We start from the raw sequence: 26006 nt of genomic DNA on the forward strand, positions 1-26006 counted from the left end.
CTCTCCGGGCCGGGCAGTGTAGACATGGGCACATGGCCCGACTTCCGGAGCGATCGGAGATCCGGTCGGCCCGCAGCCCCCGAGAACCGCGCACCCGGCGCCCGCCCGTGCGTGCCCGGCCCGGAACCGAGGACCGGGTGACCTCCCGGCAGCGCCCCTCCGCCGGCACCGCGTCCGAGCCGCGGCGGCCCGCCAAGGGCCGCGCGGCGCTGCGCGGCCGCAGCCTGGCGGGACAGGTGTTCGTGTTCCAGGTGGCCATCGTGGTGCTGCTCGTCGTGGCGGCGGTGGTGGCGCTGGTGCTGCAGGTCCGGCACGACATCACGAGGGAGGCCCGTAACCGCTCCCTGGCGGTGGCCCAGACCTTCGCGAACTCCCCCGGAATCGTCGAGGCGTTGCGCTCCCCCGATCCGACGGCGGTGCTGCAACCGCGGGCGGAGGCCGCCCGGGCCGCCACCGACGTGGACTTCATCGTGGTGACGGACCCCGACGGCACCCGCTACACCCACCCCAAGCCGGACCGCATCGGCAAGCAGTTCGTCGGCAACATCGCCCCGGCGCAGGCCGGGGGGATCGTGGTGGAGGAGATCGACGGCACCATCGGGCGGCTGGTGCAGGCGGTGGTGCCGGTGAAGGACGCCGACGGGCGGGTCGTCGGTCTGGTGTCGTCCGGCATCACCACCGAGCACGTGGGCGGGACCGTCAACCAGCAGTTGCCGCTGCTGCTCTTCGCCGCCGCCGTCGCGCTCGCCCTGGCGACGGCGGGCACCGCGCTGGTCAGCAGACGGCTGCTGCGCCAGACGCATGGGCTGGGCCCGCACGAGATGACCCGGATGTACGAGCATCACGACGCGGTGCTGCACACGGTGCGCGAGGGCGTGATCATCGTGGGCGGCGACGGCCGGCTGATGCTGGCCAACGACGAGGCGCACCGCCTGCTCGACCTGCCCCAGGACGCCGAGCGGCGCCCCGTGCTGGACCTGGGCCTCGATCCGGACACGGCCGACCTGCTCGCGTCGGGCCGGGTGGCCACGGACGAGGTGCACCTGGTCGGGGACCGGCTGCTGGCGATCAACCAGCGGCCCACCGACGTGGCGGGCGGTCCGGCGGGGAGCGTGGCGACCCTGCGCGACTCCACGGAGCTGCGCGCACTGTCGGGTCGCGCGGAGGCGGCCCGTGAGCGGCTGGACCTGCTGTACGCGGCCGGGGTGGGCATCGGCACCAGTCTGGACGTGACGCGGACGGCTCAGGAGCTGACGGAGCTCGCGGTGCCCCGGTTCGCGGACTTCGCCACGGTCGACCTGTACGACGCGGTGCTCGCCGGGGAGGAACCGCGGCCGGAGAGCGCGCTGCGGCGGACGGCGCTCGGCGCGCGCCGCCCCGGGGCGCCGCTGTACGCGGTGGGTGAGCAGATACGGTTCATCGGCTCTTCCCCGCAGGGCCGCAGCCTGGCGGAGAGCCGGGCGGTGCTGGAGGCCAGGCTCGCCGAGGCTCCGGGCTGGCGAGCCCAGGACCTGGAACGTTCGGAGCAGGTCCTGGGGTTCGGCATCCACTCGCTGATCACGGTGCCGGTGCGGGCGGGTGCGCTGGTCCTGGGCGTGGTCAGCTTCTGGCGGTCCGAGCGGCCGGAACCGTTCGACGCGGAGGAGGTGGCCCTGGCGGAGGAGCTGGTGGCGCGGGCGGCGGTGTCCATCGACAACGCGCGCCGCTTCACCCGCGAGCACGGGCTGGCGGTCACCCTGCAGCGCAGCCTGCTGCCGCGCACACTGCCGGAGCAGAACGCCCTGGACATCGCCTACCGCTATCTGCCGGCGCAGGCCGGCGTGGGCGGCGACTGGTTCGACGTGCTCCCGCTGTCGGGCGCCCGGGTGGCGCTGGTGGTCGGCGATGTCGTCGGGCACGGGCTGCACGCGGCGGCCACGATGGGCCGGCTGCGCACCGCGGTGCACAACTTCTCCGCGCTGGACCTGTCGCCGGAGGAACTGCTCGGCCTGCTGGACGAGCTGGTGGCACGCATCGACCAGGACGAGACCGCGGAGGGGGCGGTGGGCCCCGTCTCCGGCGCGACCTGTCTGTACGCGATCTACGACCCGGCGGCCCGGCGCTGCACGGTGGCACGGGCCGGTCATCCTCCGCCCGCGCTGGTCCACCCGGACGGCCGGGTGGAGTACCCGGAGGTGCCGGTGGGTCAGCCCCTGGGGCTGGGCGGGATGCCGTTCGAGTCCGCCGAGCTGGAGCTGGCCGAGGAGAGCCGGCTGGTGCTGTACACGGACGGGCTGATCGAGGACCGGGAGCGGGACATCGACGCGGGCCTGGAGCTGCTGCGCGCCGCCCTGGAGCGGGCCGACGGCTCACCGGAGGGGACGTGCCAGGTGGTGCTGGAGTCGATGCTGCCGCCCCGTCCGAGCGACGACATCGCGCTGCTGGTGGCCCGCACCCGGGCGCTGGGCGCGGACCGGGTCGCCGAGTGGGAGGTGCGCATGGACCCGGCGGCGGTCGGGGAGGTACGGGCGGCGGTCACCCGGCAGCTGGACCGCTGGGGGCTGGTGGAGCTGACCTTCACCACGGAGCTGATCCTGAGCGAGCTGGTCACCAACGCCATCCGCTACGGCAGTGCCCCGGTGCGGGTACGGCTGCTCCGTGACCGCTCGCTGATCTGCGAGGTCTTCGACGGCAGCAGCACCTCGCCGCACCTGCGGTACGCGGCGATGACGGACGAGGGCGGGCGCGGGCTGTTCCTGGTGGCGCAGCTGGCCGAGCGGTGGGGCACGCGGTACACGGCGACCGGGAAGATCATCTGGGCCGAGCAGCCGCTATCATGAGTTCTTGGGGGACTCATAAAAGAGCCTTATGAGCTCATAGGTCGGACCCGCGTACCGACTTAGGCTTGCCTTAGTTTAGGCTTCCTTCGAGTCGATCTTCCACCGCTCGAAGGGACCTGATCATGCCCCGCCCCCTGCGGGTAGCCATCGTCGGAGCCGGCCCGGCCGGGATCTACGCCGCCGACGCGCTGCTGAAGTCCGAAGTGGCCGCCGACCCCGGCGTGTCCATCGACCTCTTCGAGCGCATGCCGGCCCCGTTCGGCCTCATCCGCTACGGCGTGGCCCCGGACCACCCCCGTATCAAGGGCATCGTCACCGCCCTGCACCAGGTGCTCGACAAGCCGCAGGTCCGCCTCTTCGGCAACGTCACCTACGGAGCCGACATCCACCTCGACGACCTGCGCGCGTTCTACGACGCGGTGGTCTTCTCCACCGGCGCCATGGCCGACCGCGAGCTGCGGATCCCCGGCGTCGACCTGGACGGTTCCTACGGCGCCGCCGACTTCGCGTCCTGGTACGACGGCCACCCGGACGTGCCGCGCACCTGGCCTCTGGACGCGGAGAAGGTCGCCGTCCTGGGCGTCGGCAACGTGGCGCTCGACATCTCCCGGATCCTCGCGAAGACCGCGGACGAGCTGCTGCCGACCGAGATCCCGCCGAACGTCCACGAGGGCCTGAAGGCCAACAAGGCCGTGGAGATCCACGTCTTCGGCCGAAGGGGCCCGGCGCAGGCCAAGTTCAGCCCGATGGAGCTGCGCGAGCTGGACCACTCCCCCACCATCGAGGTCATCGTCAACCCCGAGGACATCGACTACGACGAGGGCTCCATCGCCGAGCGGCGGGGCAACAAGCAGGTCGACATGGTCGCCAAGACCCTGGAGAACTGGGCGATCCGCGACGTCGGCGACCGCCCGCACAAGCTGTACCTGCACTTCTTCGAGTCGCCGGTGGAGATCCTGGGCGAGGACGGCAAGGTCGTCGGCCTGCGCACCGAGCGCACGGAACTGGACGGTACAGGCAACGTCAAGGGCACCGGTCAGTTCACCGACTGGGACGTCGACGCGGTGTACCGCGCGGTCGGCTACCTCTCGGACAAGCTGCCCAAGCTGCCCTGGGACATCGAGTCGGGCACGGTCCCCGACCGGGGCGGCCGGGTGCTCCAGGAGTCCGGCGAGCACCTCCGGTCCACGTACGTCACCGGCTGGATCCGGCGTGGCCCGGTCGGCCTGATCGGCCACACCAAGGGCGACGCCAACGAGACGGTGGCCAACCTGCTGGACGACCACGCGAACGGCAGGCTGCACACGCCGGACTCTCCGGCGCCCGAGGCGGTCGAGGCGTTCCTCGCCGAGCGCGAGGTCCGCTACACCACCTGGGAGGGCTGGTACAAGCTGGACGCCGCCGAGAAGGCGCTGGGCGAGCCCCAGGGCCGCGAGCGCGTGAAGATCGTCGAGCGCGAGGACATGCTCCGCGCGAGCGGCGCCTGACCCGGGCGGAGGGGCCCGCGGGTGAGGACCACGACGCTGTCGGACCGGCGTCGTGCGGACCACCCGCGGGCCCCTCCGCATCCCGGGCTCGCCGGCCCCTCCACGTCCCGGGGCCCTCGGGCTCTCCGCGTACCGGGAACCGTGAGGCCCTCCGCGTCCCGGTGATCGGGCAAAACCACGGGCCCGATGATCGACATCCTGTTACGTTCCCCCGGTGTTCTCTCTCCACGAACCTCCGCTGTTCACCCGGCTGCGCGACGCCCGCCGGGTGCTGATCGCCGGCGCGGGCGGCGGCTTCGACGTGTACGCGGGGCTCCCGCTGGCCCTCGCCCTGCGCTCGGCGGGCAAGGACGTCCACCTGGCCAACCTGTCCTTCGTGGACCTGTACGGTCTGCCGGCCGAGGTGTTCGAGGCGCCCGACCTCGCGGCCGTACGGCCGGACACCCCCGGCCACCACGGCTACTTCCCGGAGCGCACGCTGGCTCGCTGGCTGGACGGCCAGGGCCTCCCCGCCACGGTGTACGCCTTCTCCCGCACCGGGGTCGCCCCGCTGACCGACGCCTACCGCGCGCTGCTGGACCGGCTGGGCGGGGTGGACGCGATCGTGCTGGTGGACGGCGGGACCGACATCCTCATGCGGGGCGACGAGCACGGGCTCGGCACGCCGGAGGAGGACATGGCCAGCCTGGCCGCGGTGCATGCGCTGACGGACGTGGCCCAACGGCTCGTCGTCTGCCTGGGCTTCGGCGTCGACGCGTATCACGGCGTCAACCACGCCCTCGTGCTGGAGAACCTGGCGGCGCTGGACCGTGAGGGCGCCTATCTCGGTGCCTTCTCGGTGCCCCGTGACAGCGCCGAGGGCGCCGCGTACCTCGACGCGGTGGCCCACGCGCAGACGTGTACACCGGACCGCCCGAGCATCGTCAACGGCTCGGTCGCCGCGGCCGTCCGCGGGGAATTCGGCGATGTGCGCTTCACCGAGCGCACCAGGGGCGGCGAGTTGTTCGTCAATCCGCTCATGGCCCTGTACTTCTGTGTCGACGCGGACGGTCTGGCCCGGCGCAACCTGTATCTGGACCGGCTCTCGGACACCGTCCTGATGCGTCAGATCAGCTCCCGGATCGAGGAGTTCCGCGACGAGGTGCCCCGGCCGCGCCGCCCGCGCGCGTTCCCGCACTGACCGCTCGCGGTCCCAGCAGACCGCCGGGCCACGAGAACTGCCGCTCCGCGCCGCGGCACAGGGCCGGCCCGGCCGCCCCGGCGCCCTCTCGACCACGGCCCCGGCCACCTGGCGCGGGACGGCGTGCGGTGGGAGGGCACGGGCCATGCCGGCCCGCCCCTGGACCGCACGTGTGCCGTCGATGCGCCGACACGCCGGACGATAACGCGTCGGATGCTGTGAAACGCGCCCTCACCGGGTAGATCTCCCTCAGCGCACCTGCGCGCCGCCCTCTCGACGACAAAAGGACACATGGCCTTGGCTCTCGCGTACCCCGACGCCCCATCAACTCGCCGCCCGGGTCGGTCGTGGACGATCCGGGTGACGGGACACCGCGACCGCAGCGCTTCCGTCAGCTGCTCCTCGGGCTGCCGTATGCCCGCCCGTTCCCGGGACATCGCGGCCCTGCGCCGTTTCGCCGACGCCCACGCGGCCGCCCACGCCCGGGCCGCGACCGTACGGCCGGACGCCTCCTGCGGCTGCCGGCTGCACAAGTGCTCCGCCCATGAGGGCGCGCGCGTGACCTGCGCCGGGGCCGTGGTGCTGGTGCTGCGGCACGACCCGTCGGTGGGCCAGGTGTGGACGCTCACCGAGGTCTGCTCGGCGTGCGCCCCGCTGATGAGCCACACACGAGTGGTCGCCCGGGCCGCCCCGCCCGCCCGCCGGCCCGCCGAGGCACCCGCCGACGGCAGCCCTTCCGAGGCGCCGGCGCACCGGACCCGTGCTCCGGACACGCCGCGCGCCCCCGAGACGCGCGCCGTACCCGGCGGCTTCAGCGCTCCCGCACCGGGGCCCGCACCGGACGGCGCCCGGGTCGGCGGCCAGCGGCGCCGCCGGGGCCGTACCGGGGACGGCCGCCGGGTGTGAGACGCCGGGACGTGCCGCGGATGGCGGGCAGGGCCCGCCCCGACGCGGATGGTGGGCGGTCCCTGCCCGCCCCGTCGATTGTCGGGCTCCGCCCACGGCCAGGACACGGGTGTGCACCGGCCGGCTGGTGCGCGCCGTACGCGCCCCGAGCGCGCGGCGCGCGCCCCGTGGATTCGGTGGTGCGACGCGGCGCGTAGGGGCGCGGTGCCGCGGGCACACCCCCATGTGATCGACTTCGCCGGACGGCGGGCGATACTGGAACACGCACGCCGTCCCCCTCCCCCAGATGGACTCATGCCGACCTCCTCCACCGACCGTCCGCCGACCCCCTCCACGGTGTGGCTGGCCCGGGGCCGCCATACCGGTGCCGCACCGGCCGAGGAGGTGGTGCGGCAGCTGCGGCGACGCAAGAACGCGGGCGACGTCCTGGACTTCCTGGAGCTGTCCGACGCCGAGCGCCCCGCCGGCCGCCGGGTCTTCGAGGCCCGCTGGACCGTCCCCGGGGACGTGACCGTGCGCGCCCGGCTTGAGCTGGCGGACGCCGTTCCCGGCCGCGGGCCGGGCCAGGCGCGGGAGTGGATCCTGGTCGCGGAGGCCGAGGCCCCCTGGAGCCAGACGTGGCCGGCGCCCAGCGGCCGGTTCTGGCCCGAGCCGGAGCGCGCGCGGGAGCCCGGGGACGCGGAGGGCGGCTGGGACCACGCCGCCCTGCCGGGGCTGCGGCTGGGGGCCGCCAACCGGCTGCCCGAGGACGACAAGGATCTCCGGCGGGTGCTGCGGGCCGCGCTGCGGGACGACTGGAGCGTCCATCTGGTGGTGCACGAGGCGATGACGACGGACGAGCGGGGCAGCGCGTCCCTGGTGCGCTTCCTTCCGGCGGGCCTGCGCGACCGGGTCGTCGAACACCGGGCCGCGCCTCACCAGTTGCGTGCCGTCAACTGGGCGCTGCGCGATTCGGGAGCGCAGGTGCCGCGCGGCGGGGCCGTGCTGCTGCCGGGCGGGCCTGGCTCACGGCCCGACGACGGCGACTGGTCCTTCGCCGTGCGGACCGTCTTCCTCGACGGGTCCGAGCCGTCGGAGCTCATCGACGCGGTGACCCGGTACACCGCCGTTCCCGGTCCGCTGCCGTCCGGTGCCGAGGAGGTCCTCACCGCGCTGCGCGAGCAGTGGCACGTGCTGACGCCCGAGGAGGAGCTGGCCCGGCAGAAGCAGCTGGTCGCCATGTACGCGGAGGCGCTGGAGTCGATGACGCGCTCCCGCGACCTGTACCGGGAGGCCGCCGAGCGGGCGCACGAGGCGCTGGCCGTACTGCGGGAGAACGCCGCCGACGCGCCGGCGGCCGGCCTCCCGGAGTCGCAGCCGGCCGCGCGTCCCACGGGCTCCCCGTTCCAGCAGCTGACCCGGACGCTGGAGCGCCTGAAGCTGCCCGGCAAGTCAGCAAGGCCGCCCCACTCCCCCACCGATCCCGGTGCTGCGCCGGGTGTCCTGCCCGGGCAGCGCGGCGAGGAGGAGTCTTCGGGCCCGGGGCGGTGAGGGCCGGCTGAACACGGGAGGCGGGCGGGCGGGGTCGGGCCGAGCACCGTCCGCTCGTGGGCGGTGGGCGGAGCCCGTCCGGTGCCGCCCGGGGGTGTGCACGGCGGTCCCGTCCACCGGCACCGGCCGGCCGAGCGGACCGTCCGCGGTGGCGCGCACCGCGGTCAGGCCTTCACCTGCCGGTGACGGGACGTCCGCCAGACGGGTGATCGGGTCGGCGGCCGTCGGCATGTGCCTGGAGGCAGGTCACGCAGCCGTTCGAAGGGGGGAACACGCTCGTACCCACCCGGCCGAGGCGGCGTCCGCCGGCCGCGCCGATGGACGCCGTCACGGGGCCGTGGCGCCTGGCCGGCCCCCGCCACGGAAGGGCGGGGGCCGGACACGCCCGTGTCAGCCCGTCCCGACGGGTGTCTCGGGCGCGGGCTCGGCCGGTGCGGGGCGGCTCGTGGGCTGCAGCGCCGGCAGCAGGGCCGTCAGTGCGACAACCGCCGTGCACACGGCGACCGCGCCGGCCTGCCAGGGGGGCGCCGCCATCGCCTCCAGCACCCGGGTCAGCCGCTCAGGACCGAAGCGGTCCGCGAACACCGCCCAGTCGGCCAGGGCGGCCGGTACCACCACGGCGGCCACGAGCAGCACGACGGCGGGCCGCAGGAAGAGCACCAGGGCCGGCATGACGCACAGCGCGGAGACGCCGACGAGCGTCCCGAACCCCTGCGCGGAGAGGCCCGTGGTGGTGAGCGGCGCGTGGGCCGCCCCGCAGGCCGGCAGGAGCACGGCGGCGAGCCGGGCGGGCCACGGCGGCGGCCCGGGCACCCGCCCGGGAGCCGCCTCGCGACGGCCACCGGTCACCGCACGGGTCCGGCTGCTGACCGTCACCCAGGGGAGACCGTCCTCCTCCGGTTGCCGACCGCCCTCGGCGGCGGGCTGCGGGTCGTCGGCGCCGGACGGGGGCGGCGTGAGTTCCACCACACCCAGCCGCCCTATCAGGTCGACGAGTTCCTCTATCGGCCGCCGGGTGGCGGCGGTGCGCATGGCCTCCTGTTCGCAGTGGGGTTCGAGCGCGGTGCGGTGCAGCAGCGCCATCAGCTGGCTGACTTCCTCCACCGGTCTGCGCTCGGTGGCGGCGCGGATCAGTTCGTCGGCGCTGTCCGCGGGCCGCGGCGGCTGGGTCAGCAGGATGACCAGCCGGGCGACGTCCTCCACGGAACGGCCGACTCCGGCGGAGCGCAACGCGTCACCGGCGGCCCGCGCGTCATCGGGCGACCGCTGCAGCAGGGTGATGAGCTGGGCGACCTCCTCCAGTGGCCGGTCGGCCACGGCGGCCCGGACCAGTTCGTCCACCACGCCGGTGCGCGGCGCTTCGGCCGGAGGCTCCGGTGGCGGCGCCGAGGTGGCGGCCGGCAGCTCGCTCACGGGGATCGCGGTGGGATTCGAAGGGACTGAGGGAGACCGGGTGGTCATGGTGTGCCCCATGCAAGGGAGGCGGCCGCTCCATGCGCCCCCGAGGCGCGGCGCGCGACTACGTTGCCCATTAGGAGCCACCTGGACGGCGCCGCGCCACTCGGGTGAGCCACAAGGAGGAGAAACGGGTACTCCGTGAGAGGGGGCCCGCGTCCGGCGTGCCCCGGACTCCGGGGAGGACCCGTGGACACGACCACGACTGTGATCGTCGTCACCTCGCTCCTCGCGGCCGCCACGCTCGCCGTCGCCGCGGGGCTGGCCGTACGACTGGTACGGACCCGACGCGACCTGCGCCGGGCCGGGCTGCCGACCGGACCGCGCTGGGTGTTCTGGGGCGCGGTCCTCTACCTGTTCCTGCCCACCGACCTGCTGCCCGACCCCGTGTACCTGGACGACATCGGGGTGCTCCTGCTCGCCCTGCGCTCGCTGCGCGCGCCGCTCGCCGGGCGGGAGCGCGGGGCCGGCGGGGAATCCTCTGACGACGAGTCAACCTTTCGGCGTCCCGCGACCGTCTCAGGTCCGGGACGTCGAACGCGCCGCGCTCACGGAGCGTAAGGAAACCAACCACTCGTTCGATTCGTATAAGTAAGAGGAAGCCCAGAAGATCGATGGGCGAAGCGACGACGCGGCAGATCACGGCTCGGTCGGCGCAGCACCGAAGAGGGAGAGACGATGCAACCGTTCGCGCTCAACTACGCTCGCCCGGTGGCGGAGTTGGAGGTTTCCACTCCGTACGCCTACGACTCCGGACTGCAGTTGAACGTACTCCTCGACGGGCGGATCGCCGCCTCGGACCACTCACTGCTCAGAGAGCTGGGAACCACCACGTCCACCGCGGGCTCGAAGACCCACTTCGACGACTGAACGCGGATTCACGACGATGACGGTGCTGATCCTGACCAGTGAACAGGACGTGACGGCGGACATGGTGGTGGTCCACCTCCACGCGTCCGGGGTTCCCGTGGTCCGGTTCGACCCCGCCGACCTCACGGGCGGGGTGTCCCTGTCCGGGGAATACGTGCACGGCGCCTTCCGCGGGCATCTGTGGGCCGGCGGCCGGCTGGTCGGCATGGACGGGCTGCGGTCCGTCTGGGTACGCCGGCCCGGGGTGCCCGCCTCCCGGGTCGCGGAGCCCTCGGCCTGGCTGACCGAGGAGTCCGCGCAGGCGCTGTACGGGATGCTGCGGGGCACGCAGGCGCGCTGGATGAACCATCCGGACGCGGCTCGCCGGGCCCGGCACAAGCCCTGGCAGCTCCGGCTGGCGCAGCGCTGCGGGCTGCCCGTGCCGGCCACGCTGATCACCACCTTCCCGCAGGCGGCCCGGGAGTTCGCCGAGCGGTTCCCGGACCTGGTGGTCAAGCCGGTGTCCGGGGCGCATCCGCAGGAACCGCCGCGTGCGGTGCCGACCAGCAGGGTGGCGCCGGACACCGACTTCTCGGCGGTGGCGTTCGGGCCGACGCTGCTGCAGCGGCGGGTGGTCAAGCAGGCGGACATCCGGCTCACCGCGGTGGGCGAGCGGATGCTCGCGGCCCGCAAGGCGACCTCGCCGGACGCCGACCCCGACGAGGTCGACGTGCGCTTCGCCTCGGCGGCCACACCGTGGCTGCCGGTGGAGGTGCCGCCCCGGGTGGCCGCCGGGGTCCGCGCGTATCTGAGAGGGGCGGAACTGGCCTACGGAGCCTTCGACTTCGCGGAGGACTCGGACGGCACGTGGTGGTTCCTGGAGTGCAACCAGTCCGGCCAGTTCGGCTTCGTCGAGGTGGAGACGGGGCAGCCGATCGCCCGGACGATCGCGGAGTGGCTGTCCACTCCGGCGCCGGTGCCGGCGGCCGGCGAGCGGGCGCCCTGCGGAGGGGGTGCGAGCAGCATGCTGAGCTGAGCCCACCGCTCCGCCGGGCCCCCCGCGTACCGGGCGGGGAAGCCCGCCCGGAGCTCCCGTCGGGCGCGCCGGTCAGGCCGCCTGCCCCCGGTGCAGGGCGGTGTACCCGTAGAGCAGGCGGACGTACAGCAGGTGCAGGGGGTAGTTGACCACCAGGATCACCATGATGACGCCGGTGGCGGTCCACAACCGGGAGACCGGCTGGTGCTGTACGACGGTGTCGATGATGTGGGCGGTGATCAGCGGCAGCAGCCAGACGGGGCTGTGCTTGACGGTGAACACGACGACGGCGCACGCCAGTTGTCAGCGGTCGGCACGCAGGAGGTAGGCGAGGGTGCGGACGGGATGTTCGTCCCGGTAGCGGTGGTCGAGCGGTCGTTCGTGCGACGACGCCATCTGGGGTGGTCCTTCAGGAAGCCGGGTGGGTGCAACCGCTTCCTATCCCACGCGGGCCCGCAGGTCCAACGCGTTCCGGCGAACGCATTCAGCAGGGCCGTCGCTCAATGGGCCGGGCGCTCGGCCCGCCCGCACCCCGTGCCGGTCCGGCCCGCGTCGAGGTGACGCGGGCCGGACTCCGGTCGGTCAGGAGCGGCCGGCGAGGTATTCCTCGACGCCCGGCGCCTGGTGGGCCTCCTCCACGTCGACCAGGCCACCGGCGGCCTGCGCGTCGGGCTTGAGGACGTAGTTCTTCAGGCTGGCCGGGCGGGCGGCGTCGGAGAAGTCCTGCGGGGTGCCGAGGCCGGTGTCGGCGTTGGTCTGCGAGCGGTGTGCCTTGACCACGTCCTCACGGGCGAGGCTGCCCGCGGCGCACGCCTTCTTCAGGTCGGCGCCCATCAGTTGGGCGGCGTTGTAGCCGGACAGCACGCCCGAGTCGACCTGCGCGCCCGGGTACTTCTTCTGGTAGGCCGCGACCATCTTCTGGACGCCCGGCAGGTCCGAGCTCACGGCGGGCGCCGCGCTGATGACGCTGAGCATGGCGGTCAGGGCGGGCGCGGCCGGCGTCTTCATCAGCTGCGGTGCGAAGCCCGGGGCGTTGCTGACCACCGGGACGCGCAGGCCCCGGGAGGCGGCGACGCCGACCAGCGACGCCGTCTGGGCGGGCCCGGCGCTGATCAGGATCGCCTTCACGCCCTCCTTGCGCAGCGCGGACACCTGCGCGGACAGGTCCGTGTCGGTCGCCTTGATCTTCTGCCCGGCGACCTTCATGCCGGCGCGTTCGGCCGCCCAGGTCGAGCCTTCGAGGGCGTTGCTGCCGTAGTCGCCCTCGAAGTAGACGTGGCCGATGGTGTCGCCCTTCTTCAGGCCCTTGGTGCGCACGAGGTAGTCGACGGCGGCGATCATGTCGACGTCGTAGGTGGTGCCGATGACCTGGACGGCGTCCTTGTCCAGCAGGGAGGCGGCCCACGCCTGGGGGAAGGTCAGCAGTTGGTCGCGCCCGATGTCGTCGAGCAGCGCGGCGACCACCGGGGAACCGATGACCTGCGGCAGCGCGACGACGTCCGGGGCGATGTCGGCGTAGGCGGTGACCGCCTTCTGCACGTCGTAGCCGTGGTCCTTGACGACGATCTCCACCTTGCGACCGCAGATGCCGCCGGCGGCGTTGGTCTCGTCGGCCCACATCTGCTGGGCCTGCACGATGCTCTTGCCGAGGGTGGCGTAGGGGCCGGTGAGGTCGGTGAGGGCGCCGAGGCGGACGGTGTCGGCGCTCACCCCGGGCCCCGCCTTGACGCCGTCGGCGCCGTCGTCGGTGCTCTTGTCGCCGGCCTTGGAGCTGCAGCCGGTGGCCGCGATCAGCAGTGCGGCCAGGGCGGAGGCGAGGGCGATGCGGGGGGTGCGGTGCGTGGCGTTCACGGGGTGTGCTCCTTGGTTCGTGCGGCGGAGGCGGGAGGGTGGTCGGCGGGCTCGCGGTCCGGGTCGGGGCCGGGGGCCGGCCCGGTGCCCGGGGGGCGCGTCCGGCCGCGCAGCCGGGCGACCGCCCGGCGGGTCAGACCGTGCAGGCCGTCGGGCGCGTACAGGAGGATCACGACGATGGCCGCGCCGTACAGGTAGCGGGCCGCCTCCGTGGGACCCACACCGCCGTCCCCGGCGCCGGGCGTGGTGACCAGCGGCAACTGGTCGGCGTACCGCGTCATCAGCAGCGGCAGGGCGGTGACGAAGACCGCTCCGGCGGTGGCGCCGGCCACCGAGCCGAGTCCGCCGATGACGATCATCGCCAGGTAGTCCACGGAGAGCGCGAGGCCGAAGTAGTCGGGCACCACGCGGCGGAAGGCGAGGGCGAGGAACACCCCGGCCAGACCCGCGTACATGGAGGACACCACGAAGGCGGCCGAGCGGTGCCGGGCGATGTTCACGCCCATCACCGCCGCGGCGGTCTCGCTGTCGCGCAACGCGGCCAGGGCCCGGCCGGGGCGTCCCCGCAGCAGGCCGCGTGCGGTGAACCAGGTGAGCGCGAACAGGGCGAGCCCGAGGAACCACAGCCGTTCCTCCGCACCGAACGGCACGCCGAGGACGACGAGTTCGGAAGCGGAGTCGAAGGCGACCCCACCGATGCGGAACACCGGCACCGAGCTGCCGTTGAAGCCTCCGGTGACGGAGTCCGCGGTCAGCAGCAGGTGGTGGCCGAGGAAGACCAGGGCGAGCGTGGCGACGCCCAGGTAGATGCCCCGCACCCGCCCGGCGACCGGGCTGAACAACCCGCCCGCCGCTCCGGACAGCAACACCGCCAGCACCAGCGCGAGGACGGGCGGCAGTCCCGGTCCCCGGTCGCCGTCGGCGAACCAGGTGTAGCCGTAGGCGCCGACGGCCAGGAAGAAGGCGTGGCCGAGGGAGAGTTGCCCGGCGGTGCCGCTGAGCAGGCCGAGACCGATCGCGCCGATGGCGGCGGCCATGGCGAACAGTCCGATGCGCAGCCAGAAGGCGTCCAGGTAGAACGGCGGTACGCACAGCAAAAGCGCGACGACGAGGATGCGCGCCCGGCGCGCCATCAGGTCAGACACGGGCCGCTTCCTTTCCGCCGAAGAGCCCGGTGGGCCGGATCAGCAGGACGACCACCATCACGGCGTAGGGTGCGACGTCGCCGAAGCCCTCGCCGAGGACGTGCAGGTCGGACTGGTAACCCGCGACGAGTGCCTCGGTCAGGCCGATGACCAGGCTGCCCGCGAGGGCGCCGGCCGGGGAGGCCATGCCGCCGAGGATCGCGGCGGGGAACGCCTTCAGGGCGATCTGTCCGGTGGTGCGCTCCAGCCCCGGCGCGGGGAACGCCGCCAGGAAGACGGCGGCCAGGGCGGCGAGCGCACCGGCCAGGCACCAGGCGTACGTGCGCACCCGGTTCAGCCGTACGCCCATCAGCGCGGCCGCCTCCACGTCCTCGGCCGCCGCGCGCAGCGACAGGCCCCAGGGGGTGAACCGGAAGAGGGCGAAGACACCGGCGATGACGACGGCGGACACCGCGATGGCGGCGAGCCGGCTGTCGGCGACGGTGACCTGTCCGAGCCGGGCGACGCCGTCGCCCCACGGGTCGCCGAGGGAGAGCAGGTCGCCGCCGATGCGCCGGGCCAGCTCGGTGGCGAGGACGATGTCGACGCCGATGGTGACGATCGTCTGGACGTGGGCGGCCGCCGGATCGGGGTCGCCGCGGCGCAGCAGCAGCCGGTCCAGGGCGCCCGACACGGCGGCGGTCACCAGCACACCCACCGCGAGGGCCCCGGCGAAGCCGAGGTCGTCGTGGAGGACGGCGACGAGGTAGCCGCCGAGCAGGAGCAGGGAGCCCTGGGCGAAGTTGATGACGCCGCTGGCCTTGAAGACGACGACGAAGCCGAGGGCCACGAGGGCGTAGACCGCGCCGAGGGCGAGGCCGTTGAGCAGGTTGTCCAGGAGCCCGGTCATGCGGCGTCCTCTCCTTCCGCGCCGGTGCCGAGGTAGGCGCGCAGCACCTCCGGGTGGCGGCGGATCTCGTCGGGGGTGCCGTGGGCGATCGGCCGGCCGAAGTCGAGGACGGTGACCTCGTCGGCGAGCCGCATCACCAGGCCCATGTCGTGCTCCACCAGCAGCACGGACAGGCCGAGTTCGGCGCGGACGGCGTGCACCACCTCGACGGTCCGGGCGCGTTCGGCACCGTTCATGCCGGCCACGGGCTCGTCGAGGAGCAGGACACGCGGCTCCAGGCAGAGGGCGCGGGCCAGTTCGACGCGCTTGCGGTCGCCGTACGACAGGAGGGCCACGGGGGTGTCGAAGTGCTGCCCCAGGCCGGTCAGTTCGGCGATCTCGCGGGCGCGGGCCAGATGCTCGCGCTGCTCGCGCACCGCCGCGGGCAGTCGCAGGGCGCTGGCCAGGAAGCCGGCCCGGGACAGGGCGTGGCGGCCCAGCATCAGGTTGTCGGCGACGGTGCCGGCGGTGGTGACGATGTTCTGGAAGGTGCGGGCGACGCCCAGCGCGGCGATCCGGTGGGGTGCCAGGCCGGTGAGGTCGGTGTCGCCGAGCAGTACCTGGCCGGCCGCCGGGCGGTACAGGCCGGACAGCACGTTGAAGCAGGTGGACTTGCCCGCCCCGTTGGGGCCGATGATCGCGTGCACCGAGCCCGGGGCGACCGTGAAGGACACCTCGTCGAGTGCGGTCAGGCCCGCGAAGCGCACGGTGACGTCCCGGACGGCGAGCGTCGGGGGTGGTGCGGTGGTGCGGTCGTTCACGCGGCCCCCTGGTCGCCGGTCGTCACGTCGGTGGTGGTGTTCTCGGTGCCGGCCGTCTCGCCGAGGTACAGCCGGCGTACGGCGTCGGTGCGGGCGAGTTCGGCGGCGGGGCCGGACAGGCGGACCTCCCCGACCTCCAGCACGTGGGCGTGGTCGGCCAGGGACAGGGCCATGCCCGCGTTCTGCTCGACCAGCAGGACGGCGGTGCCCTGGGCATTGATCTCGCGGATCACCTCGGCGATCCGGTCGACCATGCGCGGGGCGAGGCCGAGGGAGGGCTCGTCGAGCAGCAGCAGGCGCGGGGCGGCCATCAGCGCGCGGCCGATGGCCAGCATCTGCTGTTCGCCCCCGGAGAGCAGACCGGCGTGCTGGCGGCCCCGCTCGGCGAGGACGGGGAAGAGGGTGAACACCCGGTCGCGGGCCTCCCGCACCAGGGCCGGGGCGCGTCGGCCGAGCCCGAGCCCGCCACTGCGCAGGTTCTCCTCGACGGTGAGACCGGCGAAGACGCGCCGGCCCTCCGGGACCTGGACGACTCCGGCCCGGACCGCGCGCACCGGGTCCCGGCCGTCCAGCGCGGTGTCGCCGTAGCGGATCCGGCCGGCGGTCAGGGTGCCGCGGTGCAGGCGCAGCGTCCCGGACACCGCCCGCAGCAGGGTGGTCTTGCCCGCGCCGTTGGCGCCGAGCAGGGTCACCACGCCGCCGTGCGGCACGGTCAGCGAGACGGAGCGCAGAGCGGACACCGCGCGTCCGTACATCACGTCGATCCCCTCGACGCTGAGTGCGGGCGGTTCGAGCGGTGGTCCCGCGGACCGTTGTCTCGGTGGTGCTTCGGGCATCGCGGCTCCTCGGTCCGTGCCGCGCGGGCACGGCGCTTCGGCGGTTCCTGGCAGGGCAGCCCACGACAACACGGCGACGGGATGCGGTACAGGCACCGGGAACTGGGTCGCTGCGCGGGCCCAGCGGGGGGTGGGGGAGGTTGTGCGGGGGCACAGGGGGGCGGCGCGGCGCGGACGGCGTGAGCCGGGCCGAGGGCTCACCGGACGGGAGGCCAAGGCGGACGGAGACCGGGGCATACGGCAGACCGGAGCGGACGGGAGGCCAGGGCGGACGGCAGACCGGAGGGACGGGAGACGGGAGCGGACGGTGGCGCGCCGGCCCGGGGTCGACTGGGAAGGTCGGCCGGCGGGGCTGCGGCACGGGCTGGGGCTGGACTGGATCAGCCGGTGACCGGGCCGGGCGAGGAGCCGGGCCAGAGGAAGGCGCGCCGACCCAGCGCGGCAAGGTCCGTGGCCCGGCCGGGAAACGTCGGCGGCAGGAAGGGGCACGTCGATGGCGCGGCGGGGCGTCCGTCGCCCGGCATTCGAAGGCGGGGGCGAGCCCGCAGGGTGGTGGCGGCCGGGGTCAGTGTGTGCGCAGGCCCCGGGCCGTCAGGGCGAGGCTGATCTCCACCATGTCGGTGGGACGGGAGAGAGAGCGGCCGGTGAGCTGCTCGTAGCGGCGCAGGCGGTTGAGGACCGTGTTGCGGTGGCAGTAGAGCCGCTCACCGGCCCGCTGCGCCGAGCCGTCGCAGGCCAGCCAGGCGGCGAGGGTGTCCAGCAGGACCTCCGCGTCGGCGGGATCCAGCGCGGCCAGCGGGCCGAGGACCCGGTCGGCGAGGGCCTGCCCGAGTTCGGGTGCCGCCAGGACCAGGGCGGCCGGGAGCCGGTCGGTGAGCCGGACCGTGCCGCCGGCGGGCGGGCACATGCGCAGGGCCGTGTCCGCGAGACGACGGGCGTCTCCGACGGCGGCCAGTCCCGACACGGCCGTGCTGACACCGACGCGCACGCCGGGTGCCGGCCCGCCGGGAACGGCGAGGTCGGCCGGAACGGCCGGCAGCGGTGCCGCGGGGTCTTCCGGGAGCAGGACGATGCCGTAGTCGGCGTCCTGCCCGGTGTGCCAGTGGGCCCGGGTGCCCTCCCCCAGGACGGCGCGCGCCGCGGCGCCGACCGCCGCCGTGCCGCCGGCCGCCGCGACGACGGCGTACCGGCCGTGCTCGGGCAGGTTCAGTGCCTGGGCGGTCTCCGGGAGGTCGGCGATGCGGATGCTGCCGTCGAGGAGGGCCCCGGTCAGCACCCGCAGCCGGTTCTCGCGCCGCCAGGCCAGCTGCCGCTCGGCCTGGCGGTAGGCGTCGGCCACGAGGGTGCAGTGCTCGTCGACGAAGTGCCACACGTCGGCGGCGACGTGCACCAGGAGCCGGACGTCCTCGGGCGCGGTCCGCGAGGTCTCCTCGACCAGGGACTGCCACACCAGGGACCCGCCGAGGCGGAAGGCGTGCAGCAGCGCGTCCAGCGGCAGTCCCTGTTCGGCGCGGGTGGTGCCGATGCGCCAGGTGCAGCGGTGGGCCGCGTCGCGGTTGCCGCGCGGGTCGAGCAGGGAGGCCACGCTGTGCCGCAGCGAGCGGTTCACCTCCTGCCAGGTGGTGCCGGCGTCCTGGTCCATGCAGAGGCGGTAGGCCGGTTCCTGGTCCTGCAGCGCCGCCAGGAGCCGGTCGGTCAGCTCCGGCAGGTCGTCCAGCAGGACACGGGCCGCGCGGTGCAGGACGTGCAGGGCGTCGGCGTCGATCAGCGACCGGACCCGCCGGGCGCGCGAGCGCGGAGCCGGCGCGGCCGGCGCGGGGCGCAGCGCTGCACGGGGCCGTACGGCGTGCTGCATGACGGTCCTCCCCAGGGTCGGTGTCCGGGCTGGTGCGTCCTGACCCGCAGGATGACATACCGTCCGGTCGGTCCCTAGGGGTGTGCGGCGGTCTTTTCACTCGGTCCGGCGCGTCCGGCCTGTTCGGTCAGCTCCACGAGCCGGGCGAGTTCCACCCGGGAGCGGACACCGAGGGCGGCGAAGACCTTGCGCAGGTGGTAGTCGACGGTGCGGGTGCTGACGGTCAGGGCCTGGGCGACCTCCCGGTTGGTGGCGCCGCGGGCGACGTGGCGGACGATGCGCAGTTGCTGCGGGGTGAGCGCCGTGAGGTCACCGGCCCCGGCGCCGCCCGCCGAGACGCCGTTGGCCCGCAGTTCGGCCCGGGCCTGCTCGGCCCATGCGCGGGCGCCGCAGCGTTCGAAGCCGACCAGGGCGGCACCGAGGTGTTCCCTGGCCTCGCGCAGCCGACGCCGGCGGCGCAGCCACTGGCCGTGCAGGAGCTCGGTACGAGCCCGCTCGAAGTCGCCGCCCGCCCGTTCGTGCAGGTCGAGAGCGCGGCGGTAGAGGAGGTCGGCGCGGTCGGGCGGGGCCAGCAGGGCGCGGCAGCGCAGCAGCTGGGCGGGGGCCTGCGGGTCGGCCCCGAAGCGGGCCCAGAGGGCGAACTCGTCGACCAGAGCGGCCAGGCCGTCGCGTCGGCCGGCGCGTACGGCCGCCTCGACCGCGCAGGGGACGGCCAGCATCCAGACCGCGAAGTGCCCACGCCGCGGGCCCGGCCGCACCAGCGGGGCCAGCCGGTCGGCGGCCTCGGAGGGGCGCCCGGCGCCCAGGTCGGCGCGGGCCGCGGCCCACTCGGTGAGCGTGGCGGTCTGGGTGAGCCCGTGGCTCAGCGCGATCCGCAGCGCCGCCGACACATGCCGGCCGAGCGCTTCGCGGTCCCCGTCGATGGAGGCGGCCAGGGCCAGCACCGCGTGGTGGTGGGCGGCGATGTTGCGCTGGCCCGCCCGGTGCGCGGCACGCAGCCCCTCCTCGGCGTGGGTACGCGCCACCGCGTGCCGTCCGGCGCGCAGTTCGGCGTAGGCGAGGTACTCCAGGGCAGGCGCCACCGCGTGGACCGTGCCGTGGGCGCGGGCGGCAACCAGGGCGTCGGCGGCGTTGTGCCGGGCCGCGGCGAGGTCGCCCATCAGCAGGGCCGCCGCCGCGCCGCGCAACGCGCCCTCCGGATCGCCGCCGGTTCCCCCGGCCTCGACCACACGCCGCAGCGACTCCACCGCCGCGCCGAACCGGTGCTCGAGCAGCGCCCGGAGACCGAGCCGGTGGTGGGTGAGCGCCTCGCCCACGCCGCTGGAGGGCACTCCCGCCGCGCCGCGCGCACGGCCCGCCCCCGCATCCCCCGCGGCCTCACACCGCGCCCCGCCCCCCGGCTCGCCCTCGCCGCCCGCGTCCTCCCCACGGGCACCCGCGGCACCCGGAGCGGCCCCGCCCGTCGCGTCAGGGCGGGAACCGCCCAACGCGGTGCCCGGCCCGCTGGTCGCCCGCGCACCGGTCGCGGCCCCGTGACGCGCCTCGCCGGTGGCAGCTCGGGGCGGGTCGCCCGACGGCTCGTCCGGGGAGAGGCCGGCCCGCGGAGTCCTCTCCCCTGCCGCACCGCACGGGGACCGGCCACCGGGCACGGCCCCGTAGCCCCGGCCGGGCGGGTCCGGGAGCGGTCGGCGACCGCCCACCGCTCCTCGCCCTCCCTCCCCGGCGCCGGGGGTTGCGCCGTCCGCTCCCGTGGCGCCGAGCGCACGGAGACAGCCGGTCGTGTCGCCCGCCGCCCAGGCCGCGTCGACGGCGGCGAGGGCGGCCGCGTGGGCACGGTCGGGGGCGTGCGGGTGCAGGAGCCCGGCGGCGAGCAGGAGCGCGGCGTGTGCCTCACCGACCGGGCCGTCGTGCAGGAGCGCGGTGCCGCGCAGGAGGTGGGCGAGGCCGTGGACGGCGGTGGGACCCGTGGTGACCGGGGCCGTGGCCAACAGGCGGAGCGCCCGGCCGGGGCGCCCGGCGAGCAGGGCCTGTTCGGCGGCGGCGAGGCCGTACCGGGCGCGGTCCGAGTCGTTCTCGGCCAGTTCGGCGGCGCGGGCCAGTGCCGCGTACCGCAGCCGGTGCGGGGCGGGGCCCGCCGGGTCGGTGGCGGCCTCCACGAGCCGCGCCGCCGTCTCCGGCTCGGGCACCGTCCGGGACCACGAGCGGTGCAGCAGCGCCGCGAGCCCGTGCTCCTCCCCCGCCAGTGCCCGGTGAACGGCCCGTCGACGCCCGCCGTCCGCCCCGGCGTACACCGCTCTGCGCAGCAGGCCGCTCCGGAACCGCAGCCGGCCGTCCACCAGGGTCAGCGGCCCGGGCGGCGGATCGAGGCCGGGCACCGTGTAGTCGCCCGCGAGCCCGGCGAGCGCCCTCAGCACGACGCCCACGGCCGCCCCGCCGTCGGCCGAGGCGCGTACGGCGGCGGCGACGGTCAGCAGGACATCCCGCTGCGCCCTCGGCAGATCGCCCAGGCGCCCGTCGGCCGGCCCCGCCGACAGCCCGGTGTCGGTCACGGGGTGCGGCAGCGGGCGGTGACCGAGCAGTTGCGCCGGGGACAGCGAACGGGCCAGGGCCAGCAGCAGCCCGGGATTGCCCTCGGCCTCGTCCACGAGCACATCGCGGACCGCCGGGTCGACGGCTCCCTCGGTCACCGCGTCCAGCAACGCGGCCGCGTCCACGGGGGCCAGTGGGTCCAGTCGCAGCACGGGCAGTCCGGCGAACTCCGGCCCGACCGCCACGTGCCCGGCGACGGCGACGAGCAGGCGTACGCCCTCGGCCCCGCAGCCGGCCGTCGGCACACCCCGCAACCCACCCTCGGCACAGTGACCGGCCGTCGGCACACCCCACGACCCGCCTCCGGCACCCTGACCAGCCGTCGGCACACCCCACGACCCGCCCTCCGCCCGGGGGCCCGCCGTCCGCGCACCCCGCGACCCGCTCAAGGGCCCGCACGCGGTCACCGGCGTGCCCCGCGGCCCGCCCGTGCCCCCGCCGCCGACCCCGACCACCCCCCGCGGCACAACCGCGCAACCGCCGCCGGCCCCGGGCACCCCCACCGGCATCGTGGGCGCGCCCCCGGCCCCCGCCCGCCCCGGCGGCACCACGCCGGCTGCCGGGCAACCCTCGGCGGCCGCCTGGAGCAGCCGGGCCGTCTCGCCGAGCGCGGCGCGGGACTGCGGGTCCCACAGGTCGGCATCGTCGGCGCAGACCAGCACCGGCGCGCGGGCGGCCGCGGCGCGCAGCGCCTGGAACAGGGCCGTCCTGGCCGAGTCGAGGGAGCCGACCTCGGCGGGCGCCCGCCCGATCAGGTGCCCCAGGGCGCGCAGCAGGATGCGCAGGTCGCCGTAGGGCACGGCGGGGCGCGCGGGGTCGGCGGTGAGGTGCACCACCGGGCCCGCCGTGAAGGATCGGGCAGCCTCGTGCAGGTACCGGGTGCGCCCGCAGCCGGGCTCCCCGGTCACGACGCGCACGGTCGTGTCTCCGGTCATTCCCGCGACGTTACGCGCGGGTAACGCCCGTCGGAAGCCGCGCGTCCGTGCTCTCGGGAGCCGTCATCCCGTGTGCCACCTGTGCGTTCACGGGTGCCGGGCGCGGTGTGGACTGTGCCGGCGCCCAACACCGGGCGGGCCGCGCCGTGCGCCGGCACAACACGCGGCGGCGGCCGCGCGGGAAGCGCGACCGCCGCCGGGCGGACCGTGGGTGACAGTCCGTCAGGAGGTGTGCGGGCAGTTGCCCCGGTACTCCTCGATCGTGAAGCTGGGCCGCGGCAGCGGGCACAGGAACTGCTCGTAGCGGGTGTCGTCGTCGATGAAGCGCTTCAGCCAGGACACGCTGTACTTGGCGATGGTGGTGTTCGACGTGTTCGGGCTGAAGTGCGTGGCGTTGTTGAGTTCGAGGTACGCCCGGTCCAGCGAGGACGGCAGGCTGGTGTAGAAGGGCTGCGCGTGGGTGGCGACAGGCGCGATGATGTCGCCGTCGGCGCCGAAGATCAGGGTGGGGGTGCTGATCTCGGGCCAGGTCTTGTCGAGGTTCCACGGGGTCAGCGGGATCGCCGCCTGCAGGGAGGGCCGGGACTTGGCGGCCTCCAGGCTGCCGCCGCCGCCCATGGAGTGGCCCATGACGCCGAGGCGTGAGCTGTCGACCCGGGAGCGCACGCTGCTGCGCTGGGTGAGGTAGTCCAGCGCGGCGAGCAGTTGGCGGCCCCGGGAGTCGGGCTGGTCGAGGGTGGTGATGGTGTCGATGGTGAAGACGACGAAGCCCTGGGAGGCCAGGCGCGGGCCCAGCCAGGCGATGGACGACTGGGTGCCGGTGTAGCCGGGCGAGACGGCCACGGCTCCGAAGGTGCCGTCGCTGGTCGTGGTCGGGTAGTAGATGGTGCCGCCGCCGAAGCCGGTGACGAAGAACGAGGGGACCGTCGTCTCGGAGACGGCGTACGGACCGCGCAGGGCCTCGATGCTCGCGGTGGTCGGCGCGGGGCCGCGCTCGTAGGGGTTGTCGGCGGCGTGGGCGCCGGGCCCGCTGAGGGTGGTGAGACCGATCACGGCGGCCAGCGCGGCGGCCGCGCCGGTCAGGCGTCCGGCGCGGCGCCGGGTGGGGCGGTGGGGGGCGCCGGTGCGGGTGGGGAGTTGCACGACGAGTCGTCCTCTCGGTCGGGGGGTGCCGCCCGGCCGGAGCGAGGCCGTGGCACCGCCGTCGGGTGATGGCGGTGCCACTGTCGGGGCTGGGTCGTGCCCCGGGGACCGGCGAAGTCACCGGTCTCGTGGGGACGGGGACGTGGACGGGGGCGCGCGGAGGGCGACGTCCGTGCCGGCCGTCCCCTTGGTCAGCCGGGCGGGCTCGGATCACGGGCCGCCGGGCCCCGAGGCGTCGAAGTGCGCCCGTTCCCAGGCAGGTCACGGGGTTACACACGGGCGCCGCACGGTACCCCTGAGTGGCGGAGGGACCGGGTCCGGACGGTCTCCGACCGCTTCGGGATGCACGGTGGGCTTCCGCGATGAATGGTGATAGTGGGCCCGGTGACCGCACCGGGGCCGAAGCAGTCCCCCGGACGCGAGGAGCAGAGAAATGTCGACGTCACAGCCGGGAGAGTCCCGACCCTCCCAGAACCGCATCACTCCGGACCGTCTGCTCCACGCGCGCACCGGCACCGACGTGTCGCCGGAGGACGTGGTCCTCGCCGCCGGCCGGGACCTCACGCCGCACAACCTCGAATGGGCCCGGCGGAAGCTGGAGAAGGAGGGCACCAGTGTGATCGAGAAGCTGCTGCCCTAGCCGGGCTCCCCCGGCCCCAGCGGCCCTCGTTCCCGCCCCTGTCCCGGCTCCCGTGCCGTGTCGGCGCAGAGCACGGCGACCCGTTGGACCGCGTTGTTGGCGAAGCCGCCGCGATTCCAGGGCGGGCTCGGGGGCTGCGTGCGTCCCTCGGCGTCGGTGGCGCGGGCGCACAGGACGTGGTCGCCGGGGGTGGCGGGCCAGGTCAGGTGCCAGCGCCGCCAGGCCCAGGGGTGACCCTCGTCCGGGGCGAGGGCGGCTTCGCGCCAGGTGTCCCCGCCGTCGGAGCTGACCTCGACCCGGGTGACCGGGGCGTGCCCGGACCACGCGCGGCCCTCCAGCGGCACCGGGCCCGGGCGCACGATCCGGGTGCGGGACATGAAGTCGGGGAAGCCGGGGGGCACCAGGAGTGCGCGGGGGGCGATCCGGGTGACCGGCTCGCCCTCGTCGTCGGGGCGTTGGCGCAGCCGGTAGGCGACGGTGTGCTGGAAGCCGGTGAAGGGAGCGTCGACGACGGTGATGTCACGCAGCCACTTCACGTGGGCCATGCCGTACCAGCCGGGCACCACCAGGCGCAGCGGGTGGCCGTGCTGCGGGGGCAGCGCGGTGCCGTTCATGGCGTACGCGACGAGCACCTCGGGGTCGGTGCCGGTGGCCGCGGCCAGGGGAAGGGCGCGCCGGTAGTCCTGCTCGACGCCGCGTTCCACGCCGTGGTCGGCACCGGTGAAGACCACGTCGACGGCGGACGGGTCGGCTCCCGCCTCGGCGAGCAGCAGCCGCAGCGGTACGCCGGTCCACTCGGCCGTACCGACGGCCTCGACGAGCCAGGGCTGGCTGACCGGCCGCGGCGAGAGCAGGGCGCGCCCGTTGCCCGCGCATTCGAGGGTGACGCGGGTGGTGACGGAGGGCAGCGCGCGCAGGTCGTCGGGGGTGAGGCTGAGCGGGCGGGTGACGCGGCCGCCGAGCGTCAGCCGCCACACGGTGGCGTCGGTGACCCAGGGGATGTCGTAGTGAGTGAGGACGTAGTGCAGGCCCGGCGGGGTGAGGTCGTACCGCAGGGCCTCCAGGGGGAGGCCGTGGTTGCGGGCGGCCAGCGCCAGCTCGTCCCGGCCGATGCCCTCGTCGGGGGCGGCCAGCCGGGCGGGAGTGCTGGCCCCGCCGATTCCGTTTTCCTGGCCCACGTTCCGATTGTCGCGCCGCGGGGCCGCGCGCTCATCCCGGGGCCGCGCTCATCCCCGGGCCGCGCGCTCACGTCGTGGCCACGCTCCGCCCTCGCGGGCCGCGTTCCGTCCTCGCGTGTCCGCGCTCCCCCGGCCCGTCACTCCTCGATGACGTGGACCGCCGCCTCCTCGGCGCTCGCGGCGCCGCCGTCCACGCCCTTGTCCTCGGCGATCTCCTCCTTGGTGGTGTCGGGGTGGGCGCCCTGGTCGGGGGCGACCAGCCGGCCGGCCCGCTCCTCGCCCGCCTCGGGGTCCACGGGTTCGCCCTCGCCACCGGGCAGGTCGCCGACGCCGTCCCCGACGGGCTCACCGACGTCCGGGACCTCCTGGCCCAAGCGCTCGTCGAGGGTCTCGCCGTCGTGCTGTTCGGCGGCGGTGACGCCGTGCTTGGTGACGCCCAGCGGCTTCTCCGGCGGTGAGTAGCCCTCGTCGAGCATGTCGTCGTAGGTGCGTTCGTCGACGGCGTCCTGAAGGTCCAGCGGCGCCGCGTCCTGCTGTTCCTCGTTGCTTCCGGTGGGCTGGTAGGCGTCGTCGCCCATCGCCTGGGGCTCGCTGCCCATGGGTGCCTCCTTCGCTCGCCGGGTGTGCGGTGTCGCGGTACCCGTTTCCCGGTTCGCGTTTCCCGGCTGAGGTCCCCCAATCCCGGCATGTGCCGGGCGCACGGTCCGGACGGAGAATTCCGCTCCGCCAATCTTGAAAGATCAAAGGCTGGCACTATCATCACTCGCACACTCCGTGTGACCGTCCGCCGACGCACCGTGTGACGGTCGCCGCCACGCCCCGCTCCGCCGGCACCCCGAGGCCACCCCTCGCGGTGCGCGGCGGTCGCTCGACCCCCCACCCC

General features: G+C 75.0%; 20 protein-coding genes and 1 pseudogene. 9 read left to right on the plus strand and 12 right to left on the minus strand.

From position 1 onward, the window contains the following. The first annotated feature begins 32 nt into the window (after nt 1–32). From ACSLTV_RS15380 to ACSLTV_RS15400, 5 genes are all read left to right on the plus strand, one after another. Complete coding sequence (locus ACSLTV_RS15380) at nt 33–2819, plus strand: SpoIIE family protein phosphatase (RefSeq protein WP_432136482.1); 2787 nt, start codon at nt 33–35, stop codon at nt 2817–2819. Nucleotides 2820–2941: 122 nt separating this feature from the next. Continuing rightward, the gene (locus ACSLTV_RS15385) at nt 2942–4306 is read left to right on the plus strand and encodes an FAD-dependent oxidoreductase (protein ID WP_432136481.1); all 1365 of its coding nucleotides are present in this window, start codon (nt 2942–2944) and stop codon (nt 4304–4306) included. A 214-nt stretch (nt 4307–4520) separates the two neighbouring features. After that, entirely contained in the window at nt 4521–5486 is a 966-nt protein-coding gene (locus tag ACSLTV_RS15390) for a DUF1152 domain-containing protein (protein ID WP_432136480.1), read from the plus strand. Nucleotides 5487–5900: 414 nt separating this feature from the next. After that, entirely contained in the window at nt 5901–6392 is a 492-nt protein-coding gene (locus ACSLTV_RS15395) for a hypothetical protein (RefSeq protein ID WP_432136479.1), read from the plus strand. Nucleotides 6393–6686: 294 nt separating this feature from the next. Then, nucleotides 6687–7922, plus strand: coding sequence for a hypothetical protein (locus tag ACSLTV_RS15400; RefSeq protein ID WP_432136478.1), 1236 nt, complete (start codon nt 6687–6689; stop codon nt 7920–7922). 390 nt (nt 7923–8312) lie between these two features. Here ACSLTV_RS15400 and ACSLTV_RS15405 read toward each other — a convergent pair whose 3' ends face one another. After that, nucleotides 8313–9335 carry a hypothetical protein gene (locus ACSLTV_RS15405; protein ID WP_435612318.1) on the minus strand — a complete coding sequence of 341 codons (1023 nt, stop codon included), beginning with the start codon at nt 9333–9335 and terminating at the stop codon, nt 8313–8315. Nucleotides 9336–9566: 231 nt separating this feature from the next. Between ACSLTV_RS15405 and ACSLTV_RS15410 the strand changes: the two genes are divergently transcribed. The 3 genes from ACSLTV_RS15410 to tgmB all read left to right on the plus strand — a co-directional run bounded on the left by ACSLTV_RS15410 (nt 9567) and on the right by tgmB (nt 11262). Beyond that, nucleotides 9567–9938, plus strand: coding sequence for a YkvA family protein (locus tag ACSLTV_RS15410; RefSeq protein ID WP_432136476.1), 372 nt, complete (start codon nt 9567–9569; stop codon nt 9936–9938). A 117-nt stretch (nt 9939–10055) separates the two neighbouring features. Continuing rightward, a complete protein-coding gene (gene tgmA / locus ACSLTV_RS15415; protein ID WP_435612319.1) occupies nt 10056–10247 on the plus strand; it encodes a putative ATP-grasp-modified RiPP in 192 nt (63 codons plus the stop codon). Between the two features lie 16 nt (nt 10248–10263). After that, complete coding sequence (tgmB, locus tag ACSLTV_RS15420) at nt 10264–11262, plus strand: ATP-grasp ribosomal peptide maturase (protein WP_435612320.1); 999 nt, start codon at nt 10264–10266, stop codon at nt 11260–11262. Nucleotides 11263–11367: 105 nt separating this feature from the next. Here tgmB and ACSLTV_RS15425 read toward each other — a convergent pair. The 9 genes and pseudogenes from ACSLTV_RS15425 to bdeA all read right to left on the minus strand — a co-directional run. Continuing rightward, nucleotides 11368–11658: pseudogene (locus tag ACSLTV_RS15425) on the minus strand (ABC transporter ATP-binding protein); the annotation flags it as partial. Nucleotides 11659–11844: 186 nt separating this feature from the next. Further along, entirely contained in the window at nt 11845–13113 is a 1269-nt protein-coding gene (locus ACSLTV_RS15430) for an ABC transporter substrate-binding protein (protein ID WP_432136473.1), read from the minus strand. Further along, nucleotides 13110–14246 carry a branched-chain amino acid ABC transporter permease gene (locus ACSLTV_RS15435; protein WP_432155360.1) on the minus strand — a complete coding sequence of 379 codons (1137 nt, stop codon included), beginning with the start codon at nt 14244–14246 and terminating at the stop codon, nt 13110–13112. The genes ACSLTV_RS15430 and ACSLTV_RS15435 overlap by 4 nt, the downstream gene beginning before the upstream one ends. A 4-nt stretch (nt 14247–14250) precedes the next feature. Continuing rightward, nucleotides 14251–15147 (minus strand): branched-chain amino acid ABC transporter permease, encoded by an 897-nt coding sequence (locus tag ACSLTV_RS15440; protein WP_432155216.1) that lies wholly within the window; start codon nt 15145–15147, stop codon nt 14251–14253. After that, a complete protein-coding gene (locus ACSLTV_RS15445) occupies nt 15144–15947 on the minus strand; it encodes an ABC transporter ATP-binding protein (protein WP_432136471.1) in 804 nt (267 codons plus the stop codon). The genes ACSLTV_RS15440 and ACSLTV_RS15445 overlap by 4 nt, the downstream gene beginning before the upstream one ends. Next, a complete protein-coding gene (locus ACSLTV_RS15450) occupies nt 15944–16783 on the minus strand; it encodes an ABC transporter ATP-binding protein (RefSeq protein WP_432136470.1) in 840 nt (279 codons plus the stop codon). Before ACSLTV_RS15450 ends, ACSLTV_RS15445 begins: the two co-directional genes overlap by 4 nt. 565 nt (nt 16784–17348) lie before the next feature. Continuing rightward, the gene (locus tag ACSLTV_RS15455) at nt 17349–18638 is read right to left on the minus strand and encodes a PucR family transcriptional regulator (RefSeq protein WP_432155217.1); all 1290 of its coding nucleotides are present in this window, start codon (nt 18636–18638) and stop codon (nt 17349–17351) included. A gap of 74 nt (nt 18639–18712) precedes the next feature. Beyond that, nucleotides 18713–22162 carry a helix-turn-helix transcriptional regulator gene (locus tag ACSLTV_RS15460; RefSeq protein WP_435612321.1) on the minus strand — a complete coding sequence of 1150 codons (3450 nt, stop codon included), beginning with the start codon at nt 22160–22162 and terminating at the stop codon, nt 18713–18715. A 222-nt stretch (nt 22163–22384) separates the two neighbouring features. Then, the gene (bdeA, locus tag ACSLTV_RS15465) at nt 22385–23305 is read right to left on the minus strand and encodes a bis(hydroxyethyl) terephthalate hydrolase (RefSeq protein WP_432136467.1); all 921 of its coding nucleotides are present in this window, start codon (nt 23303–23305) and stop codon (nt 22385–22387) included. A 433-nt stretch (nt 23306–23738) separates the two neighbouring features. On the opposite strand from bdeA, the gene ACSLTV_RS15470 reads away from it, so the two are divergent. Next, complete coding sequence (locus ACSLTV_RS15470; protein WP_432136466.1) at nt 23739–23945, plus strand: hypothetical protein; 207 nt, start codon at nt 23739–23741, stop codon at nt 23943–23945. Here the strand turns inward: ACSLTV_RS15470 and ACSLTV_RS15475 are convergent. Beyond that, the gene (locus tag ACSLTV_RS15475; RefSeq protein WP_432136465.1) at nt 23942–25123 is read right to left on the minus strand and encodes a sulfite oxidase; all 1182 of its coding nucleotides are present in this window, start codon (nt 25121–25123) and stop codon (nt 23942–23944) included. The two genes, ACSLTV_RS15470 and ACSLTV_RS15475, sit on opposite strands and share 4 nt — an antisense overlap. 137 nt (nt 25124–25260) lie before the next feature. Then, entirely contained in the window at nt 25261–25722 is a 462-nt protein-coding gene (locus ACSLTV_RS15480) for a DUF5709 domain-containing protein (RefSeq protein ID WP_432136464.1), read from the minus strand. Between the last annotated feature and the right edge of the window lie 284 nt (nt 25723–26006).

Source organism: Streptomyces sp. bgisy159 (genome assembly GCF_965341775.1).
Classification (GTDB): Bacteria; Actinomycetota; Actinomycetes; order Streptomycetales; family Streptomycetaceae; genus Streptomyces.